This window comes from Paenibacillus vulneris (assembly GCF_039543185.1).
Classification (GTDB): Bacteria; Bacillota; Bacilli; order Paenibacillales; family NBRC-103111; genus Paenibacillus_S; species Paenibacillus_S vulneris.
Map to the genome: position 1 here is coordinate 231,922 of NZ_BAABJG010000021.1, position 16,934 is coordinate 248,855.

At 53.0% G+C, this 16,934-nt stretch carries 14 protein-coding genes; 2 read left to right on the top strand and 12 right to left on the bottom strand.

All coding sequences use genetic code 11. The features are described from left to right. Positions 1–185 precede the first annotated feature (185 nt). Positions 186–1,049, top strand: coding sequence for an AraC family transcriptional regulator (locus ABEA66_RS19400; RefSeq protein ID WP_345589965.1), 864 nt, complete (start codon positions 186–188; stop codon positions 1,047–1,049). Here the strand turns inward: ABEA66_RS19400 and ABEA66_RS19405 are convergent. From ABEA66_RS19405 to ABEA66_RS19445, 9 genes are all read right to left on the bottom strand, one after another. Further along, positions 1,046–2,557, bottom strand: coding sequence for a sulfatase family protein (locus ABEA66_RS19405; RefSeq protein WP_345589967.1), 1,512 nt, complete (start codon positions 2,555–2,557; stop codon positions 1,046–1,048). The two genes, ABEA66_RS19400 and ABEA66_RS19405, sit on opposite strands and share 4 nt — an antisense overlap. A 191-nt stretch (positions 2,558–2,748) precedes the next feature. After that, positions 2,749–3,522, bottom strand: coding sequence for a GGDEF domain-containing protein (locus ABEA66_RS19410; RefSeq protein WP_144027808.1), 774 nt, complete (start codon positions 3,520–3,522; stop codon positions 2,749–2,751). Positions 3,523–3,536: 14 nt separating this feature from the next. Beyond that, the gene (locus ABEA66_RS19415; RefSeq protein WP_192704007.1) at positions 3,537–3,890 is read right to left on the bottom strand and encodes a hypothetical protein; all 354 of its coding nucleotides are present in this window, start codon (positions 3,888–3,890) and stop codon (positions 3,537–3,539) included. Between the two features lie 18 nt (positions 3,891–3,908). Further along, the gene (locus tag ABEA66_RS19420; protein ID WP_345590101.1) at positions 3,909–4,637 is read right to left on the bottom strand and encodes an EAL domain-containing protein; all 729 of its coding nucleotides are present in this window, start codon (positions 4,635–4,637) and stop codon (positions 3,909–3,911) included. Positions 4,638–4,941: 304 nt separating this feature from the next. Then, positions 4,942–5,280 (bottom strand): DUF2512 family protein, encoded by a 339-nt coding sequence (locus tag ABEA66_RS19425; RefSeq protein ID WP_179135940.1) that lies wholly within the window; start codon positions 5,278–5,280, stop codon positions 4,942–4,944. 153 nt (positions 5,281–5,433) lie between these two features. Next, the gene (locus ABEA66_RS19430; protein ID WP_345589971.1) at positions 5,434–7,698 is read right to left on the bottom strand and encodes an Ig-like domain-containing protein; all 2,265 of its coding nucleotides are present in this window, start codon (positions 7,696–7,698) and stop codon (positions 5,434–5,436) included. Between the two features lie 238 nt (positions 7,699–7,936). Continuing rightward, positions 7,937–9,484 (bottom strand): extracellular solute-binding protein, encoded by a 1,548-nt coding sequence (locus ABEA66_RS19435; protein WP_079909743.1) that lies wholly within the window; start codon positions 9,482–9,484, stop codon positions 7,937–7,939. 40 nt (positions 9,485–9,524) lie between these two features. Further along, positions 9,525–10,391, bottom strand: coding sequence for a carbohydrate ABC transporter permease (locus ABEA66_RS19440; protein WP_079909742.1), 867 nt, complete (start codon positions 10,389–10,391; stop codon positions 9,525–9,527). Between the two features lie 13 nt (positions 10,392–10,404). Continuing rightward, positions 10,405–11,316, bottom strand: a complete 912-nt coding sequence (locus tag ABEA66_RS19445; protein ID WP_079909741.1) for an ABC transporter permease — start codon at positions 11,314–11,316, stop codon at positions 10,405–10,407. Positions 11,317–11,572: 256 nt separating this feature from the next. On the opposite strand from ABEA66_RS19445, the gene ABEA66_RS19450 reads away from it, so the two are divergent. Then, positions 11,573–13,861 carry an AraC family transcriptional regulator gene (locus ABEA66_RS19450; RefSeq protein ID WP_345589976.1) on the top strand — a complete coding sequence of 763 codons (2,289 nt, stop codon included), beginning with the start codon at positions 11,573–11,575 and terminating at the stop codon, positions 13,859–13,861. Positions 13,862–13,990: 129 nt separating this feature from the next. On the opposite strand, the gene ABEA66_RS19455 is transcribed toward ABEA66_RS19450, so the two are convergent. From ABEA66_RS19455 to ABEA66_RS19465, 3 genes are read right to left on the bottom strand one after another with little or no spacing between them, the layout of a single operon-like run. Continuing rightward, complete coding sequence (locus tag ABEA66_RS19455; protein WP_345589979.1) at positions 13,991–15,205, bottom strand: N-acetylglucosamine-6-phosphate deacetylase; 1,215 nt, start codon at positions 15,203–15,205, stop codon at positions 13,991–13,993. A gap of 4 nt (positions 15,206–15,209) precedes the next feature. After that, entirely contained in the window at positions 15,210–15,983 is a 774-nt protein-coding gene (locus ABEA66_RS19460; protein WP_345589981.1) for a glucosamine-6-phosphate deaminase, read from the bottom strand. Continuing rightward, on the bottom strand, positions 15,980–16,897 hold the full coding sequence (locus tag ABEA66_RS19465) for a sugar phosphate isomerase/epimerase family protein (protein ID WP_345589983.1): 918 nt from the start codon (positions 16,895–16,897) through the stop codon (positions 15,980–15,982). Before ABEA66_RS19465 ends, ABEA66_RS19460 begins: the two co-directional genes overlap by 4 nt. Between the last annotated feature and the right edge of the window lie 37 nt (positions 16,898–16,934).

The window sequence follows — 16,934 nt, forward strand, 5'->3', positions numbered from 1 at the left end:
CCTTCATTAGTTAAAATAATTAACAAAGGCTGACTTTGATCCTAATCTATGCGCTCCTGCGGACCCGTATGACCGGCCTTACACGAAAAAAAACGCCCGAGCAAAGTCGGACGTTAAGATAAAGATTGATTGTCATTTTGTCTGGTAGTATGCTTATTCCAAAGACCGCGAACGGGGGCTCAACGATGCAGGAATACGCTAATGAATTCGCCGATCTCTGGCTGAAGCTTCCCTCTCCCCTGCTGCAAAAAGGCGGGATGCGAATCGTCCGGGCGGGACGCAACGAAGCCAAGCCCACCTATCGTATAGGACCCAAAATTATCGAATGCCATAGTCTGCATTTCATTCTGGAGGGTGAGCTTACTCTGGAATACGCAAGCAAGCAGGCTTCGCTGAACAAGGGCGACCTCTTCTGTCTGTTTCCCTATACGCCGTACCTGTACAGCAGACGAACGCTTACGAAGCCGCTGCGAATGGTGTGGCTCGCTCTGGATGGCGAACAGGTGCCCGAAGCAGTGCAGCGGATCGGCCTTACCAAAGCCTCGCCATATTTGAAAAAAGCTGTCGATGCCAGGGTCAAAAGCATTCTGCATCGAATCATCGGCCTGCAGGCGCAATCCCCCTCCAAAGAGCTTGCAGAGCTCAGCGAGCTGTACAGGCTCTTCGACAGGCTCACGCAGCTTCAGACCACGCCGGCAATCGAGACGGATCCCGATTGGCTCGACAAGAGCATCGAGTATTTGCAGCTTCATTATACCGAGCCGTTGAAGATCGAAGAGCTTGCACGCTTCGCAGGCGTCAACCGGACCTACTTTTCCACCCAATTCCATCGAAAAACCGGAGCTGCTCCCATGCAGTATTTGCAGAAGCTGCGAATGGACAAGGCCTCTCAGCTGCTGCGCTGCACGTCCTTAGCGGTCACGGAAATTGCGTTTACTATAGGCTACCCGGATCTGTATTCCTTTACGCGAGCCTTCAAGAACTATTACGGAGCCTCCCCAAGCTCCTACAGGAATAGCCCGCGGGAAACGCCTCCGCCTCCGGTTTAAGCATTGGCAATGCGGGGCATAGGAAGCGATTCCTTGCCAAGCTCAGCCCAGGCATAACGGAGCAGCAGCTCACTCTTGAGCGCTGCAAAATGAGGATCATCCCAGCGATTGTGCAGCTCTCCGGGGTCATTTTCCAAATCAAACAACTCGCCGTAGGTCTGGTTATAATAGATTGTGATTTTGTAGCGCTCCGTCACCAGCGTTTTTTGATGAATCGTAGTCGGTTCATGATGAAACTCACACAGCACATGATCACGCACGGCCGACTGCTTGCCGAGCCAGACGGAGCTTTGATCGACCCCCGTCATCGCGCGAGGCACCGGAATGCCGCAAAGCGTAAGGAAGGTCGGCGCCAGATCGATCAACGACTGCATAGCCTGCGATGTGCAGCCTGACGGGACCTTGCCGGGATAGCGAACGATGAACGGCAGCTTGATCAGATCCTCGTAATGAAAGCCGCCCTTGAAATGCATGCCGTGATGTCCGAACATATGCCCATGGTCCGTCGTGAAAACGACGATCGTATCATCTGCAAGGCCGAGCTCGTCCAGCTTATCCAGAATACGCCCGATATACTTGTCCATTAACGAGATCATCCCATAATACGTCGCCATATTCCGGCGCTGCTCCTGCTCATCGAACCGCTGGTGCGAGTGATAGCCATGGATCGTGAATTCCGATTCCTGCCAGGCAGAGAAATCCGGGTCGCTATCCTGCGTCAGCTTGAAATGCGGGGGATTGTTGTCATGCTCCCCGGGAGTGACCTGCGGCAGCGTCAAACGGTCAGGATCATACATCTTGTCCCACGGCTTGGGAACCAAATAATCCGGGTGCGGATCGAAGAAGCTTGCCCACAGGAAGAAGCTCTCCTCCTTCTCCTTATACTGCTCCAGCAGGGCGTTCGTTCTGTCGGCTATCCACTTATCATAATGGTATTGCTCGGGAATCGGCCATGTATGCGTAATCGATGGATCCATACGGCCGGTTGGGGCCAGGAAATAATCGCGCCATTCCGTGCAGCCCTGTTCCTCCATCCACAAGGCGTAATGCTGGCCTACGTGCGCTTCATTCGTATGATTGCGGGCAAGCTCTACATGATCGAATCCATAAAAGGGACCCTTATACTCCCTCCAGTAGTCCAGATCCTGCAAGATAGGGTACGATTCCAATGAACGGTACTGCTCCGTCTCCTTAAGCGGCTGGAAATGCGCTTTTCCGATCAGCGCCGTCCGGTATCCATGGGCCAGGAAATCCTCTCCAACGGTATGCCGGTCCTCCATCAACTTCGTTCCTAATGTCCATGCTCCATGCTGACTCGGATACATGCCGGTCAGGATCGAGGAACGGGTAGGCGTGCATGTAGGATTAGGGCAATAAGCTCTAGTGAACAGAGTCCCCTCCGATGCAAGACGATCCAGATTCGGGGTCTGAATTTCCGGATTGTGCGCCCCAATCGTATTCCAATGCTGCTGGTCGCTGGTAATGAGCAAAATGTTCGGCCTTTTCATCCTTGCTTTCTCCTCCGCTTGTTTTTCACCCATCATACCTTTCCCATGGAGTGCCCGAAAATGGCATTTCGTCGGAAGTTGCTGTTGTCATTTTGTCTGGATGCTTGTCCAAGCAGACCAAAGAGACCCGCCGTATCCCTCATAACGATGAGATCAGCGAGTCTCCGATGCTGTTTGATTATAGGTCATGGTCATTTTTGCTTTTTCTCCGTTGATTGTAAGCTTGCCCTGCTAAGACATTCCCGGTAGGACAGCGCCTTCCCGTTATCATCATACCCGCTCAGAACTCCGATCGACGCCGAAATGCTGAATGAATCCAGAGAATCAACGAGCATAGGCTCGGACAGACGGTCCACAAGCTCCTGAACCTCCGGATACTCCCTTGTTGTAATAATAACGAACTCATCTCCGCCGTAACGGCAGACATAATCCTGCTCGTGCGCCGCTTCCTTCAGCAGAACGGAAAACTGGATTAACAGATCGTCGCCTACGGCATGCCCGAATTTTTTATTCACGCTGCCGAAATCGTTCAGATCGATAAACAGCAGGTGAAAGGGCGTCTCTTCATTTGTCAAATAATCGTAGATATATTCGATGTACTTGGAACGGTACAAATGCGTTGATTGATCGATGTAGCTTCCGATGGTGCTGCGCAGTCTCTCCCGGGTAATGATCCCCTTCATCTCGTTGCCGTCCTTCACAATCAGCCGCTCCACATGATGCTGCTCCATCGCATACAAGGCATTGCCGATAAAGGCTGTCTCGGAAATGACCAGCGGATTATAGGTCATGGCATCGGCGACAAGCCGATTCGGATGCGCCGTACGTATATCGCGAGAGGTGATAATGCCTACCACTTCCTCTTCATCGACAACGACCAGCGAGCCTATCTTTTGCTCATTCATCAGGTTTGCAGCGTATCTGACACTTTTGCCGGAAGAGATACAGCATACCTTTTCCGACATGATCTGCCCCACCTTCACTGAAGCTCAACCTCCCGTTGTATAGATATGGTAATGTTCAACTCCGCCTTCAATACCATGGATTCATTGATTAACCGATCGGCTTCGCCGAGGATTATTTCCAGCAGCTGCTGCTTGTCCAGCATCTCCATCAGCGACTTTCTCAATAAAACCGCTTCCACCTTGGGGTGATCGACTTTGAGTATGGAGAATTGCTCCGGCGACAAGGCTTCCGCCATTCTTCGTACCGCTTCGGGTCCTATGGGAGCTCCTCTGCCTATAATTAATAAATCCTGCATGGGAGGCACTTCAAATTCGGTTAATTTCATGGATAAGCTTGCTCTGCGAGAGTAATTCAATTTATTGCTCATGGTAAACTCCCTTTTTCATTAAATGGATTTGGCGAACATCAGATGATCCAAAGGCTGCGGCTTGGCGAACAGATACCCTTGGCCGTAAACTACTCCAAGCTGTTCAAGGATTTCAAATTGCCGCTCATTCTCAATGCCTTCTACAATCAATTTGGACGTTTCGCCGCAAAAATCGGCTAGCATTTTGATGACTTTCTGTTTGCCTCTCGAATGCTCTAATCCGTTAGTAAAATATTTGGATAGCTTGATATAGTCCGGCTCAAAATCTACCAATTGCTTTAAAGAGATAGCCCCTTCCCCGACATCGTCGAAAGCAATGAGTATCGCCTTTTTTTGAAGGAGCCTCAAAATATTTTGATCAAGCAGCTCCTTCCATGTATCAAACTCTTCTATCGCTTCGTTAATTTCAAAAACGATATCCAGTGTATGGTTCGTACGCAGTTGAATAAGCGCATCGAGGAAGGAGGTAAAATCCTGATGCAGCAGAGTGGACGGATATATATTAACGAAAAGCTGGCTCTTCTTGATGTTGGACATCATTTGGTTGCACTGCTCTACCGCACCCAATACCGATTGCGTATCCAGCTCGAATAGCTTATCGTCTTGACGCGCTTTCTCAAATAGCTGCTCGGGATTACCTTTGTTGCTGCGAATTAGCGCTTCGAATCCCAGTACCTCTCTATTGGTCATATAGACAATAGGCTGATATACATGCGAAAACGAGTAGGCGGATTTTAAGTCTTGCATTGTCAATATTCCTTTCTTCCTATTAAGCTGCTTCATTGAACTGCAAAATTGTATAATTTTACAAACATATGTCTCAATTCTAAATGAATTTTCCGATCAAATCTAGCTATTGTGTACATAAATCGACAATAATTTTACAAATGTTAGGTTTTTTCGCCCTAAAAAAGACAAAATTTTCTTCTTGCATTTCTAGTACCTATTACCTATTGAATCATTTTGTCAAAATAGTTAATAACGAAAAAAGCCCTCTATCCTTAATAGGAAAGACGGCTCATTGTTAAGATAGGCGATCGAAGCATCCGCTCTAAGCGGCGGCTCTTTGATCCGGTTTCATCACAAAGCGATGCAGAAGCGCCTCAACCACTCCCAAAACCAGGCTGATGGCTATGATATTCACCCAGCTTAAATTCCATTTCATCATAACATCCGCTATCCATAAAATAGCTATGGACAAGATGGCGTCCGATATGGTTGCAACGGTGTTATTACTAGCTCTTAGTATCCATTGGTCGCCGATGACATAAGCCAGGATGCAGAGAATGACAGCCGTCATTAGCGCCTGCATCAAGGTTGCCCTGGAAAACCATAGCAATGCCGGTACCACGATGATCCCGTTAAGAATCAGCTTTATAATAAACTTCATGGATGACCTATCTCCCTTCATTTTTGTTTTTTAGTATCTCTCCTTTCCTTCATTTCATTCCTGATTCCCTAGCTTGTACCAACAAAATTTATTTAGGACGATCCGTTCCTTGAAAAAAAGAAAACCCGGTTTCCCGGGCTTTCGGTGGAATTACTAAAGCGGATATAGGCTTGCGGTATGCGGCTCATCATAGGCCTGAGCCCAGTAATAGCCGGGGGATGTCACCCGCCGCGGCTCGAAGCCGACCTGACCGCCTGACGGGATCGTCTCCGAGGTGAGGGTGATCCTCCCGTTCGCATCCGTCCTGCCGCCAGTGTATTTGCCGCCAGCATACTGGAACCGGCCCTCAACCAAGGCGTTCGCCAGCGGCTGCCCGGTATTCTTATCCACCACTTGCATCGTCACCGCGGCGGCGGAGCCTTTCATGACGATGCCCATCCCTTGAAGCACCATCGGCTTCAGGTTTGTCGTCTTGGTCTTGACGATGGCCGGTAACGAGGCCGGGCCAATGTTCCCCTGCACATCACGTGCTGCTACTTTGTAGTAATAGACAGTATCCGGCAGCAGGCCGATATCACGGAAAGTAAGCGAGCGGGACTCTCCCGCCACTTGATCAGGGCCTGGTGTAAACCACGGTGTCGTCCCGCGGTAGATGAGATAGCGGTCGATATCCGTATTATCGCCGGCCATGCCGTACGAAAGCTCCACCTTCTGATAATCCGTCGCTTCGGCCTTCGGCAGTCCGCGAACGATGGATGGCGCCTCTGTATCTGCAGGCGGCTGCCAGGTCACGCTACCCGGCCCCCAGTGGGACGGCAGGAAGCGAAGCGAATCGTAATGATGCATCGCAATCCCGCCGAAGGAAGCTCGGTTGTTATAAACGGCATATACCTTGTCCAGCTCCGCCTCCATAACGGTACGCCCTTCTTCGCGGAACGTAATCGTCTCCGGGTCGCCGCTGTTCGCAATATCGAGGGTCTCTATCCCGATGACTACCGAATGCGGCTTGCCGATCGCATCCGCATAATCGATCTCGCCCTGCGCCCCGGCGATGATCCCTGCCGAACCGTCCGCCGTATCGCGATAATCCATTATCGATATGTAGTCGCTCATGTCCTGCACATGCTGCGACAGCCACTTGGTGCTTCCGTTCCAGGTGATGCTCTGCGCCTGCGCCGACGAGTCGAACCATTTCGGAATTGCCGGTCCGAAAGGGAGATTCAAGCCGGACGCGTTGCGGCGGTCGATCATTTTTTGCAGCATATCCAAATATTGAAGCTGCAGGGAAGGGTACTGGTCTTTGAAGTCCGGTGAAATATACGGCTCGATGTCGGCATTCACCCCGTCAAACCGTTCATTGCGGGAGGAAGCGAGATTATAATTCAGCACCCGTTCCATTTCCCGCACCACTTTGTCGTGGTAGATAGCATAAGCGCCCATATACGGGGGCGTCGTACCTCCGGAGATACAGGCGTACACTTGATATCCCCGGCTATGAGCCCACGCAATGAAGCTTCTCAGCTTGCCGGGATCATCCGCCAATATATCCATATCCGCCATCGGGCCGACGGCCAAATACAGCGTCGTCACCGGATCCGAGCCGAAGGTCGCCGTATCCTTGGCGAAGGCGTCCAGCACCGTTCTGGAGCCCGGGTTGAGCAGCAGCCGGTAAGCCTCAGGCTCCCAGATCCACATCGCCCGGTCCTGCGGCTTCACCGTTACCTGCTCATGGGTCCCTCGCCCCACCGTCGCATAAATAGTGGCGCTATAGCCGGTACGGCCTTTCGCATCCGTTGCTTTTGCCTCAATACTGCTCGTGATGTCCCCGAGCCCCTTAGTATTCCAGGAGTACACAAACTGCTTACCGTGACGGATCGCGTACTGCCAGGACCCGCCGTTTACGCGTACCTGAACGCTTACCACCGGCATATCCCCATACGCTGCAACGGTAACCGGTACCGTTCCACTGAGCGAAGTTCCCTCCTGCGGGCTCACAATCACGACCTGCGGAGCCGCTCCCCGGGAGAAATCTGCCTGCAGCTCCAGCGGCGAACTCCAAACGCTATAACGCGTCTGCACATCCGACCCGCTGGCGCGCAGCCGGACGACGCCGTTGTAGTCCCGCGTATCCAGCTCATAACGCCATGTCCCGGCATCATCGGAGTCGGCATCCTCCATCGTGACGCTGACTTGAGACTCGCCATTGATGCTGAGCTTAATGTCGTACAAGCCGGTGTAGGTGCCGGTCAGCACCATTTTCGGCCAAGTGAGCTTGCCGCCAGTTACCGGAGGATCGATCGTAACCGCCGAAGCGGCCAAGGCGGCAGGAGGCGTGACAACCATGAAGGAACCTACAACCAGTAACGACAGACATGCGGTGATAACGAAGCGCCTCCAGGCGCTTATTCTGCTTATCATCTAATTAGCCTCCTATGGCGAGAGGACGGTCCTCCTGATAACATGGAAAACCGCCACTCTGCTTCTTGTATAAGGCTTCTCTTCTCTACAGCTCTCTATCATCTATAGCTCTCTATCCGTTTCGTTATGGCTCCAACACTCCATCGACTCCGCTTGCCGAACATGCTCATTTTGTCTTATCGGCTCTCTGTCTTACTGCACTCCAATTCCAATAGATCTCCAGCTTCCGATCGTCTTCCTACGGCTTCAGCTGAGTGCTCTCCACCCGCTTGTAGGCGGCCTTGTAAGTATCGACCAGCTTCTGCACGCCCAAATTGTTCATTTCCTCCACATACTTGCTCCACTCGCTCATACTCCGGGTTCCCAGCACGAACTTGGCGAAGTTTTCCTCCCGATGCTTTTTCAGGGCCTGACCGGTGACGGACAGCACCTCGTTCTCCTTCTCCGTAAAGGACGGTCTAGGCTGCATCGCCGGAGGATCATATTTGGCCGCTTCCTTGTAGGCATTTTGCAAATCCTTGGAAAACAGCGACAGATGCGCGTTGTAATCGATCCATGTATAGGTGCCTCTGCTCGATTGCAGGCCGGTCTTCTTGCGCATTTCCGTCACATCAGTGAACTCGGGCTTGAATTTCTTCTGTCCGTTCTCCATGACATAGGTTTCTCCTTCTTTACCCCAGCTCGCCAGCGTGCGCCCTTCCTCGGTATAGAAGAAATCCATAAAGGTCATGACATCCTTGATGTTTTTGGAAGTAGAAGCCACCGTCAAGCCGCCGTCCAAATAATGGAAGTACGGATTGAGCTGCTTCCCGCCATTCAGGCCCGCCGGAGGAGCCATGAACTGCATGTTGTATTCGGGACGATCCTTCTTCATCGCATTGTTGAAGAAATCGACCCGGCTGATATAATCGATCGTTATGAACGACTTGTCGGTCGACATCGTGTCCTGCCACTGCTTCGTCTGAATGGACAGGAAATCGGGAGGAATGAGGCCTTCGGCATAGAACCGGTGCCACATCTCTACCATTGCCTTGTAATTGTCTTCAATCGGGCCGTACCGCCATTCCTTCTTATCAAAATCGTAATACGCATCCGCGCCGGTTCCGAAATTAGTCGTCAGATTGGTGTACATCTCATCAGGAATTTGCCCGAAGCGCAGCGACAGCGGGTAGCTGTCCGGGTACGCCTGCTTCAGCTTTTTCATCGTCTGGTACAGCTCTTCATAGGTCTTGGGCGGCGTCAGGCCATTCTTCTTGAAAATGTCTTCGCGGTACAGCCAGATCATCCGGTTCGTTTCCCCAAAGCCTTGATTCGGGAACATATACATTTTGCCGTCCGCCGAGATCATCGCCTTCGCTTCATCAGGATATTTCTCCATCCATTTCTTCAGATTCGGCATTTGGCCGAGATAATCGAGAATGTTGACCAGAGCGCCCTGTTGACCGAACCGGTCGGAATCGCTGCGGCTCGGCATGCTCATCAGATCAGGCAAATTATTCGACGCAATGGTCAAATTGAGCGTATCGTTCAGCTTGCCGGATGGCGTCTGCACCTGCAGCGTAACTCCCGTCTTCTCCTCGAGCCATTTCCAGATCGGCCAATCCTTGCTGTACGGAAACGTCGCGTTATTATCGAGCAGCGCCGTGAACGTCTTCTTGGCCGGCGTTCCGGCCGGTGCGTTCGGCGCGGTACCTCCTCCTGCTTCCTTCCCCTCATTCCCGCTGCATCCTGCCACGACCGATAGCGCCATGACGGAAGCGAGCGATAGTGATGCCATTTTGTTCATGAAGACCCTCTCCTTCATATAGGTTTTGAGCAAAACCGGACTAGCCTTTAACGGCGCCGATCATCGCGCCTTTGACGAAATATTTTTGCACGAACGGATATACAAGCAATATCGGCAGCGTCGAGACCATGATCGTGGCGAACTTTAAAGAATCCTCGACGACCATATTATCTCCGCCAATACCGGTCACCGCACCGGAGCTGACGCTGCCAGCCAGCACCAAATTGCGCAGCAGCACCTGCAGCGGGAACAAATCCGGATTGCGCAGGTACAAGAGCGGAAGCATGAAGTTGTTCCACATGGCGACGGCATAGAATAAAGCGATCGTGGCGAACACCGCTTGCGACAGCGGAATGACAATACGAAAGAAGATGCCGATATCGGTCAAGCCGTCGACACGTCCGGAATCCTCCAGCTCCTTCGGGATGCCGCTGAAGAACGTCCGCATCAAAATCAGGTTCCAGGTGTTCACCGCCCCCGGCAGCACCATCCCCCACACCGTATCCATCAGCCCGAGCGAACGGACAACGAGGAACGTCGGGATCATCCCTCCGCTGAAAAACATCGTGAACACGACAAACAGAGTAAAAAACGTATGATACCCCATATCTTTGCGCGATAATGCATAGGCTCCCATAGAGGTGACGACGACCGAGATCAGCGTCCCGAGGACGACGTAGACAATCGTATTTTTATAAGCCAGCCATATTTTCGGATCATCGAACACAAGCTTATACATCTTCAGATTAAACCCTTTTGGCCAAAGCGTCACTTCCCCTTTCATAACATAGACGTCCTGACTCAGGGAAACTGCCAGCATGTACACGAACGGATACAGCGTGACCGCGATAACGCCCAGCAAAAGGATCGTGTTGACGATCGTAAACAAGCCGATTTTCTCTCTCATCTCACTCCCTCCTTTACCACAGACTCGTTTCTCCCACCTTGCGGCTAATGGTGTTGGCTGCCCAAATGAAAATCAGACTGATGATCCCCATGAACAGATCAATCGCCGCCGCGTAGCTGAAATTGCCCTGCTCCAGCCCTACCCGGTACACGTACGTACTGATAATGTCCGCCGTGCTGTAGGTAGCCGGATTGTACATAAGGAACACCTTCTCGAACCCGATCTCGAGCACCTTGCCCACATTCAGAATAAACACAATCACGATCGCCGGGGCAATGCCCGGAATGGTCACATGCCACAGCTTGCGCCAGCGGTTCGCTCCGTCAATGCCGGCCGCCTCATAGAGCTGAGGATCGACGGCGGTCAGCGCCGCCAAATAAATGATCGTCTCCCAGCCGATATGCTGCCAAATCTCCGACAGCACGTACACTGTGCGGAACATGCCGGGCTCCATCATAAAATTGACCGGTTGAAAGCCGAGAGACTTAATGATCTGATTGATCAGTCCGCCGGTAGGCGACAGGAACATAATCACCATACTCGCCACGATCACATTTGAGATGAAATGCGGCAAATAGCTAACCGTTTGTACGAATTTTTTGAACAGCACGGTTCGTACTTCGTTAAGCAGCAGCGCCAGCACAATCGGAGCCGGAAAGCTGAACAGCAGCTTGTATGCCCCGAGCAGGAACGTATTGCGCATCAGCAGGAAAAAATCCGGGTTCTCCAGAAACATCCGGTAATACTTGAGCCCGACCCATTCGCTCGCCATTATGCCCTTAAACGTATTGTAGTTTTTGAACGTAATGACCAGCCCGAACATCGGGACATACCGGAACACAATAAAATACACGAGACACGGCAGGAACAGCAGCCAGAGATATTTGCTTTTGCGCCATGTTTTGGATAAGGACGCCGCCTGCATTCATACACCCCCTAGGCATTTCGTCGTTGGCAGTCTATCCTGCTTGTAGGGCTATCATAATCGAATCTCAGGCGGCATGGATATCTGCATGTTCTTGAACCGATCCGCTTTTTATTGATAAGATGGAGCCCTGTGCATGAAGTGGAAAAAGTGTATATTGTTCAGAACCGAAAAAACAACGTATGATAGAGGTACTCGCACCTGAAGACTACATTAATATATAAGGTGACTACAGCGACGAAGGGTAGGAAGCAGGATGGCCGAATTTGTCCCCCGATCGATCAAACCGAAATCCCTCTTTAGCAAACTATTGACCGGCTTTCTGGCCGTCATCGTTCTTCTCGTAGCCTTTAATTTCGTCACTTCCGTTTATTTGAAAAATAAAATTCACGACGAGATCGTGAAATACAACGAGCTGAGCATTAACCATACGGTGGAAGGGTACGAGAATCATTTTCGCTTATCGAAAAATATGGTGCTCGGCTTAAATCAGAACGACCGTTGGATCACGAATTTGAACATCTTAAGGAAGGTCAAGGAGAATAACGGCTACGCCAGCATCGAGGATATCAAGGCTGAGCTGAAGACGCTCTACGCCAACCCGTTCCTGCAATTTGAAAACGTGATCATTTATTTTAAGAACGACGCCTATGTCGTGGAAAAAGACGGCACCAGCAGCGCCGAGGACATGTTCGGCAAATTTTACCGCAGTCCCGATTATCCGCTCGCGTTCTGGAACCGGCAATTCGACGAACGGATCGGCTTACGTGTGCTCCCCGCTTCCCGGTTTACCGAAACCTCGGCCGGGATTGAGACGGGCAAAGGACTCCTGCTCCCGATGCTGCTAAAGCCGCTCCCGTACAACGATATGTACTTGATCGTGATGCTTGATGCGCAGAAGCTGTTTCAAACCCATAATATTTCGTCCGATCAGCATTTCTACATCCTGGACCCGGACGGACGCCCTATTTATACCTCAACTCCGAATATGCAGACCGAGCCTTTATCAGCGTTTAACGCTTCCGGGCATCCTTTCGTGAAGGGAAATTACTATTACTTCTTCCGCAAAGGGCAGGAGACCGGCTTCACCTATGTTAGCATGGTGCCGAACGAATCGATTTCCCTGCAGCTGATCCGGCTGAATACGATCCTCATCACGCTGCTTGTAGCTGTTGCTCTTATCACCATCATCGCTTCCATCCTGTTCAGCAGAAGCCTGCAATTGCCGCTGCGCAAAATCATTGACTCCATGCAGGCATGGGATACCGGTGAAGCACAGCCGAAGCATGGACCGATTCGCGAATTCGATCTGATCAGTCACAAGGTTCATCAAATGATGCAGACCAACCAAAGCATGACACAGGATTTAGCTCAAAAATCGTCGCTTCTCCGTAAATACGCGCTGACCAACAAGCTTAAGAACATCCATATGAACTTGTCGGAGCTTCGGGAAATGGCCGATACCGGTATGCCGTTCATGATGGTTCTGTTTGAAATTCATTTTAAGGAGAAATATACGGAGCTGAGCATCGACCGGGAAAAAGGGACCTATTACATTCGCGAATTCATCGACAGCGTGCTGCTTAGATCGTACGAGGAATCGGTGACGTTTCAGATGGAGCGCAATCTGGTGCTGTCGCTTATTTTTACGGCGGATACCGGACCGGACGGCGTGAATAAGCCGATCGAATATTTGAAGAACATGTTCGATATCGAGCACGATCTGTATTTGGTCACGATTGCCGTCAGCCCGCTGTACCCCGCGGCCTCAGCCTTTACGGCCGCCTATGAGGAAATGACGCAGGCGATCAGGCAGCGGAAGCTGCTGAACGAAACTCAAGTGATCCGCGGCTTGCAGCCCGCTCCCGAAGCCTATCCCTTCACCGTGCTGATGGAGGAGGAGCTTCATACGAGGCTGATGAGCGGCAAAGCAGCGGCTGTTGACGAGTGGATCGCCAAACATTTGGACCAGCTCGTCCGGCGCGGTGCTTCTGCGGAAACGTATTGGCAGTTCGCCAAGGAAATCTCGCTGCAGACGGATAAGACGCTGCAAAAGCTGAATCTTCATAGCCAGTCCGGCAGCGGCGGCCTGATGAAGCCTTCCCTCCATGCGCTGAGCGGATTTTACAGTACGGAGCAGTTCCAGCAATGGTTCGAGGCGCTGCTGCATCCGGTTGTGCAGCTGATCCGTGATCATACGGAGGATCAAGACCCGATCACCCGCTTCGTTATCGACTACCTGGACGCCCATTTGCATGAGGATATCACTCTCGACTTCATGGCGGATAAGCTGAACATTACGTCAGGCTATTTGTCGACCTACTTCAAGGAAAAGACCGGAATGAACTTCAGCGATTATTTGAACGATCTACGCATCCAGCGGGCGAAGCTGCTGCTGGACAATCTGGAGCTCAAGATCCAGGATGTCGCCGCCCATGTCGGCTATCAGAATGCCAATTCCTTCATTCGTATGTTTAAACGGTATTCGGGGATTACGCCGGGGGAATACCGCAAGAAATATGCTTCGCGTTTATCGGTGGAATAAGCCGAGGAATGTATAGAAAATGGAGCAAGCGAGTTAAAAAACTCCGTATCCCATACAGCCTGAGCAGCTGGATGGGTACGGAGTTTTGCTTTAACTGGATTTCTTCATGCTTAAAAACATCGTTATTTCTCAGCTGCTTTCTACTGCAGAGGCAGTATAATCGCCAGCACTGTGTGTGTATTCGTAGACCAGCTCGCCATGTTGATAGGTTCGCTCGATTCGAATCCCGTCATCGCTGCGGCTGAACAAGACTACATCCGCCGGGGCTCCTGCGGTAAGGCCATCCGCCGTTGGGAGCCCCATGCAGGCCGAGGGCCTGAGCGAGGCCAGCTCCCAAGCCTCGGCGAAGCTGCATAGGCCTTCAGCCTGCATATGCTGAATCCCCGCCGTCAGCGGCAAAACCGAGCCGGCCAGCAGCTTCGGCTCCCCGGTCAGATGCAGCCGCCCCTCCGGAGTCAGCGTCACCCTGCCTCCGATATGCGTCTCGTGCTCTCCCGGCGCCATCCCGCCCAAAGCTACGGCGTCGCTGACCATCAGCAGCTTGGCGCCCTTCGCTCTAAGCGCCACCTTCAGCACGGAGGAAGGCAGATGGAAGCCGTCCGCGATGACGCAGCCCCACAGCCGGTCGTCGGCCAGTTGCTCCCACAGGTAGTTCGGGTGGCGCGGCAGCATCGGATGGGCGCCGTTGCCCAGATGCGTCGACAGGCTCGCTCCCGCTGCCGCCGCATCGCGGATCTGCTCGGGCGTCGCCGACGTATGCCCGATCGATACCTTCACGCCGCTGTCCACGCAGCGGGCGATGAAATCCGCGGCGCCGTCCCATTCCGGCGACAGGGTAATGATCTTGATGCGGCCGGCTGCCGCATCCTGCCAGCGCTCGAACAAAGCCCAATCCGGGGCTTTGACGAAGCGCTGGTCGTGCGCGCCGCGGGAGCCGTCCTGCGGCGAGATGAACGGGCCTTCGAGATGCAGGCCCGGGATGGATGCGTTCAGCCTGGCGCTGCCGCTGCAGGCTGAGGCAATCGTGCGCAGCGACGACGCAATCGCTTCGTCGCTGTTGGTAATGAGGGTCGGGTAATACGCCGTGACCCCGACCTGCCATAGCGCTTCGGTCAACCGGGCGACCGTCTCCACCGACAGCGGCAGCGTGTTCAGGTCGAAGCCGGTCCAGCCGTTGACCTGCAAATCAACGAGCCCCGGGGCGATCCACGGGAGCTCCTGAGACATTTCGCCGCCAGCTCCGGCTGGCGTAACCGCCGTAATCCGGCCTTCGCTTATCTCTATCGCGATTCGCTCTCCCGTCCGGTAATGAATGCCTTCCAGGCGTTCTATCCGCTTCGTCATCGGCTTACCCTCCATATGAGTCGCTGTCGACATACAGGACGCAGCTTGGGTGCTTTCGAAGAACGGACGCCGGGCAAGCCGTTGAGATCGGCCCGGTCAGCGCTGCCCGTACGGCTGCCCGCTTGGCAGGACCGGGGACCATGCAGAACAGCTGCGCTCCGGCGAGCAAGGCCGGGATTGTCATGGTCAGCGCATGGGTCGGAACGGATGCCAGATCGGGAAAGCAGCCGTCATGCACCTGCTGCTGTCTGCATGCTTCGTCCAGCTCCACGCATTTGACGGTGAGCGGATCCTCGAAGTCCGCCACCGGCGGATCGTTAAAGGCGATATGCCCGTTCTCGCCGATCCCGAGACATACGAGATCGATCGGTGCCTCCTTCAGCAGAGCCGAATAGCGAACACACTCTTCCTCGGCTCCCTTGCTCCCGTCGATATAATGAACTTGTCCCAAGGCAACCTTGCTGAAGAAGCGCTTCTTCAAATAGTGAGAGAAGCGTTCGGGAGCGCCGGAAGGAAGTCCAATGTATTCATCCATATGAAACGCCGTCACCCGGCTCCAATCGATCTCCGGTTCCTTGGAAAGCCGGTCCAGAAACTCGTTCTGCGACGGTGCGGCTGCGAACACGATGCGGATACTCGGCTGGCTGCGCAGCCTTGCGCGTATGGCTTCAGCCGCTGCGACAGCGGCGGCTTCCCCAAGCTCGCCGCGATTCCGGTACACCTCCACCTTCAACTGATCGATAGTAAAGCTGCTTTCCGGCAGCTGCAAGCTGTTCATACGCGATCTCCTCCTCTATAGGTGAGGCTGCTCGACCTCTCCGAAAGCACTTCCTTAAGCAGCCTGAACAAATGCTCCAGGCATTGTCTGGACGCTTCTTCCCCTCCCTCGGAGAAGGCGTAGCCGGAAGGACGCTTCAGCTGCTCCTCCGTTAACTCGGACTGCAATCGGTAATGAGTCTCTACCATCATATAGCCGTCATATCCGTCCTCCAGCAGCCGGGTAAACAGCCCTCTATAGTCGACCTGCCCCGTGCCGATGGCAACCCCCTCAATCTTATCTCCATTCCGAACGGCATCCTTCAGATGAATGTGGCCTAGATGGCCCTTGAGCAGATGATAACCGTCAGGATACGGAATTTCGCCGTCCGGATCCCACAGGTCATTGCCGGGATCATACAGCGCCTTGATGTAGGGAGAGCCCACGGCCTCCACCAGACGCGCTACTTTGGCCCCGTTGGACGCGTAGACGGCCGGGTCGAATTCCAGCATGAAGGTGACGCCCGCTTGCTCCAGCAGCGGCACAATGCTTCCAAGCTCCCGGACTATCGCCGGGAACGCCGTATCGAAAGGTTCCTTCGCCCAGAAGCTGAAGCCCCGGAGCTTTTGCGCTCCGAACAGCTGCGCAATCTCCAAATCCCGGACCAGTATCGCTCTGCTTTGCGATATCTCTTCGGGATTATCGAGATCGCATTTGAATACGGGAGTGGAGAGTGCACATACATGCAGCCCCGCTGCCCGGATGATGCTGTGCAGCTCCTCCAGCCGCTGCTGTGTAAGCTGATGAAGCTGCACGCCGTCTACGGAGCGAAGCTCCAGCGCCGTAAGGCCGAACTCCTTGGCCAAAGCGATAGCGTCTTCGATCCGCTGCGACACTTCATCGGTAATAATGCCTAACTGAAACGGAAATTCCATATCGGTTCAGCTCCTTCTGCATAGTTTGGCTATCTGC

Excerpts from the sequence above, each read along its gene's own strand:
- ABEA66_RS19400 (WP_345589965.1), top strand. The coding sequence starts at position 186 with ATGCAGGAATACGCTAATGAATTCGCCGATCTCTGGCTGAAGCTTCCC.
- ABEA66_RS19405 (WP_345589967.1), bottom strand. The coding sequence starts at position 2,557 with ATGAAAAGGCCGAACATTTTGCTCATTACCAGCGACCAGCAGCATTGG.
- ABEA66_RS19410 (WP_144027808.1), bottom strand. The coding sequence starts at position 3,522 with ATGTCGGAAAAGGTATGCTGTATCTCTTCCGGCAAAAGTGTCAGATAC.
- ABEA66_RS19415 (WP_192704007.1), bottom strand. The coding sequence starts at position 3,890 with ATGAGCAATAAATTGAATTACTCTCGCAGAGCAAGCTTATCCATGAAA.
- ABEA66_RS19420 (WP_345590101.1), bottom strand. The coding sequence starts at position 4,637 with ATGCAAGACTTAAAATCCGCCTACTCGTTTTCGCATGTATATCAGCCT.
- ABEA66_RS19425 (WP_179135940.1), bottom strand. The coding sequence starts at position 5,280 with ATGAAGTTTATTATAAAGCTGATTCTTAACGGGATCATCGTGGTACCG.
- ABEA66_RS19430 (WP_345589971.1), bottom strand. The coding sequence starts at position 7,698 with ATGATAAGCAGAATAAGCGCCTGGAGGCGCTTCGTTATCACCGCATGT.
- ABEA66_RS19435 (WP_079909743.1), bottom strand. The coding sequence starts at position 9,484 with ATGAACAAAATGGCATCACTATCGCTCGCTTCCGTCATGGCGCTATCG.
- ABEA66_RS19440 (WP_079909742.1), bottom strand. The coding sequence starts at position 10,391 with ATGAGAGAGAAAATCGGCTTGTTTACGATCGTCAACACGATCCTTTTG.
- ABEA66_RS19445 (WP_079909741.1), bottom strand. The coding sequence starts at position 11,316 with ATGCAGGCGGCGTCCTTATCCAAAACATGGCGCAAAAGCAAATATCTC.
- ABEA66_RS19450 (WP_345589976.1), top strand. The coding sequence starts at position 11,573 with ATGGCCGAATTTGTCCCCCGATCGATCAAACCGAAATCCCTCTTTAGC.
- ABEA66_RS19455 (WP_345589979.1), bottom strand. The coding sequence starts at position 15,205 with ATGACGAAGCGGATAGAACGCCTGGAAGGCATTCATTACCGGACGGGA.
- ABEA66_RS19460 (WP_345589981.1), bottom strand. The coding sequence starts at position 15,983 with ATGAACAGCTTGCAGCTGCCGGAAAGCAGCTTTACTATCGATCAGTTG.
- ABEA66_RS19465 (WP_345589983.1), bottom strand. The coding sequence starts at position 16,897 with ATGGAATTTCCGTTTCAGTTAGGCATTATTACCGATGAAGTGTCGCAG.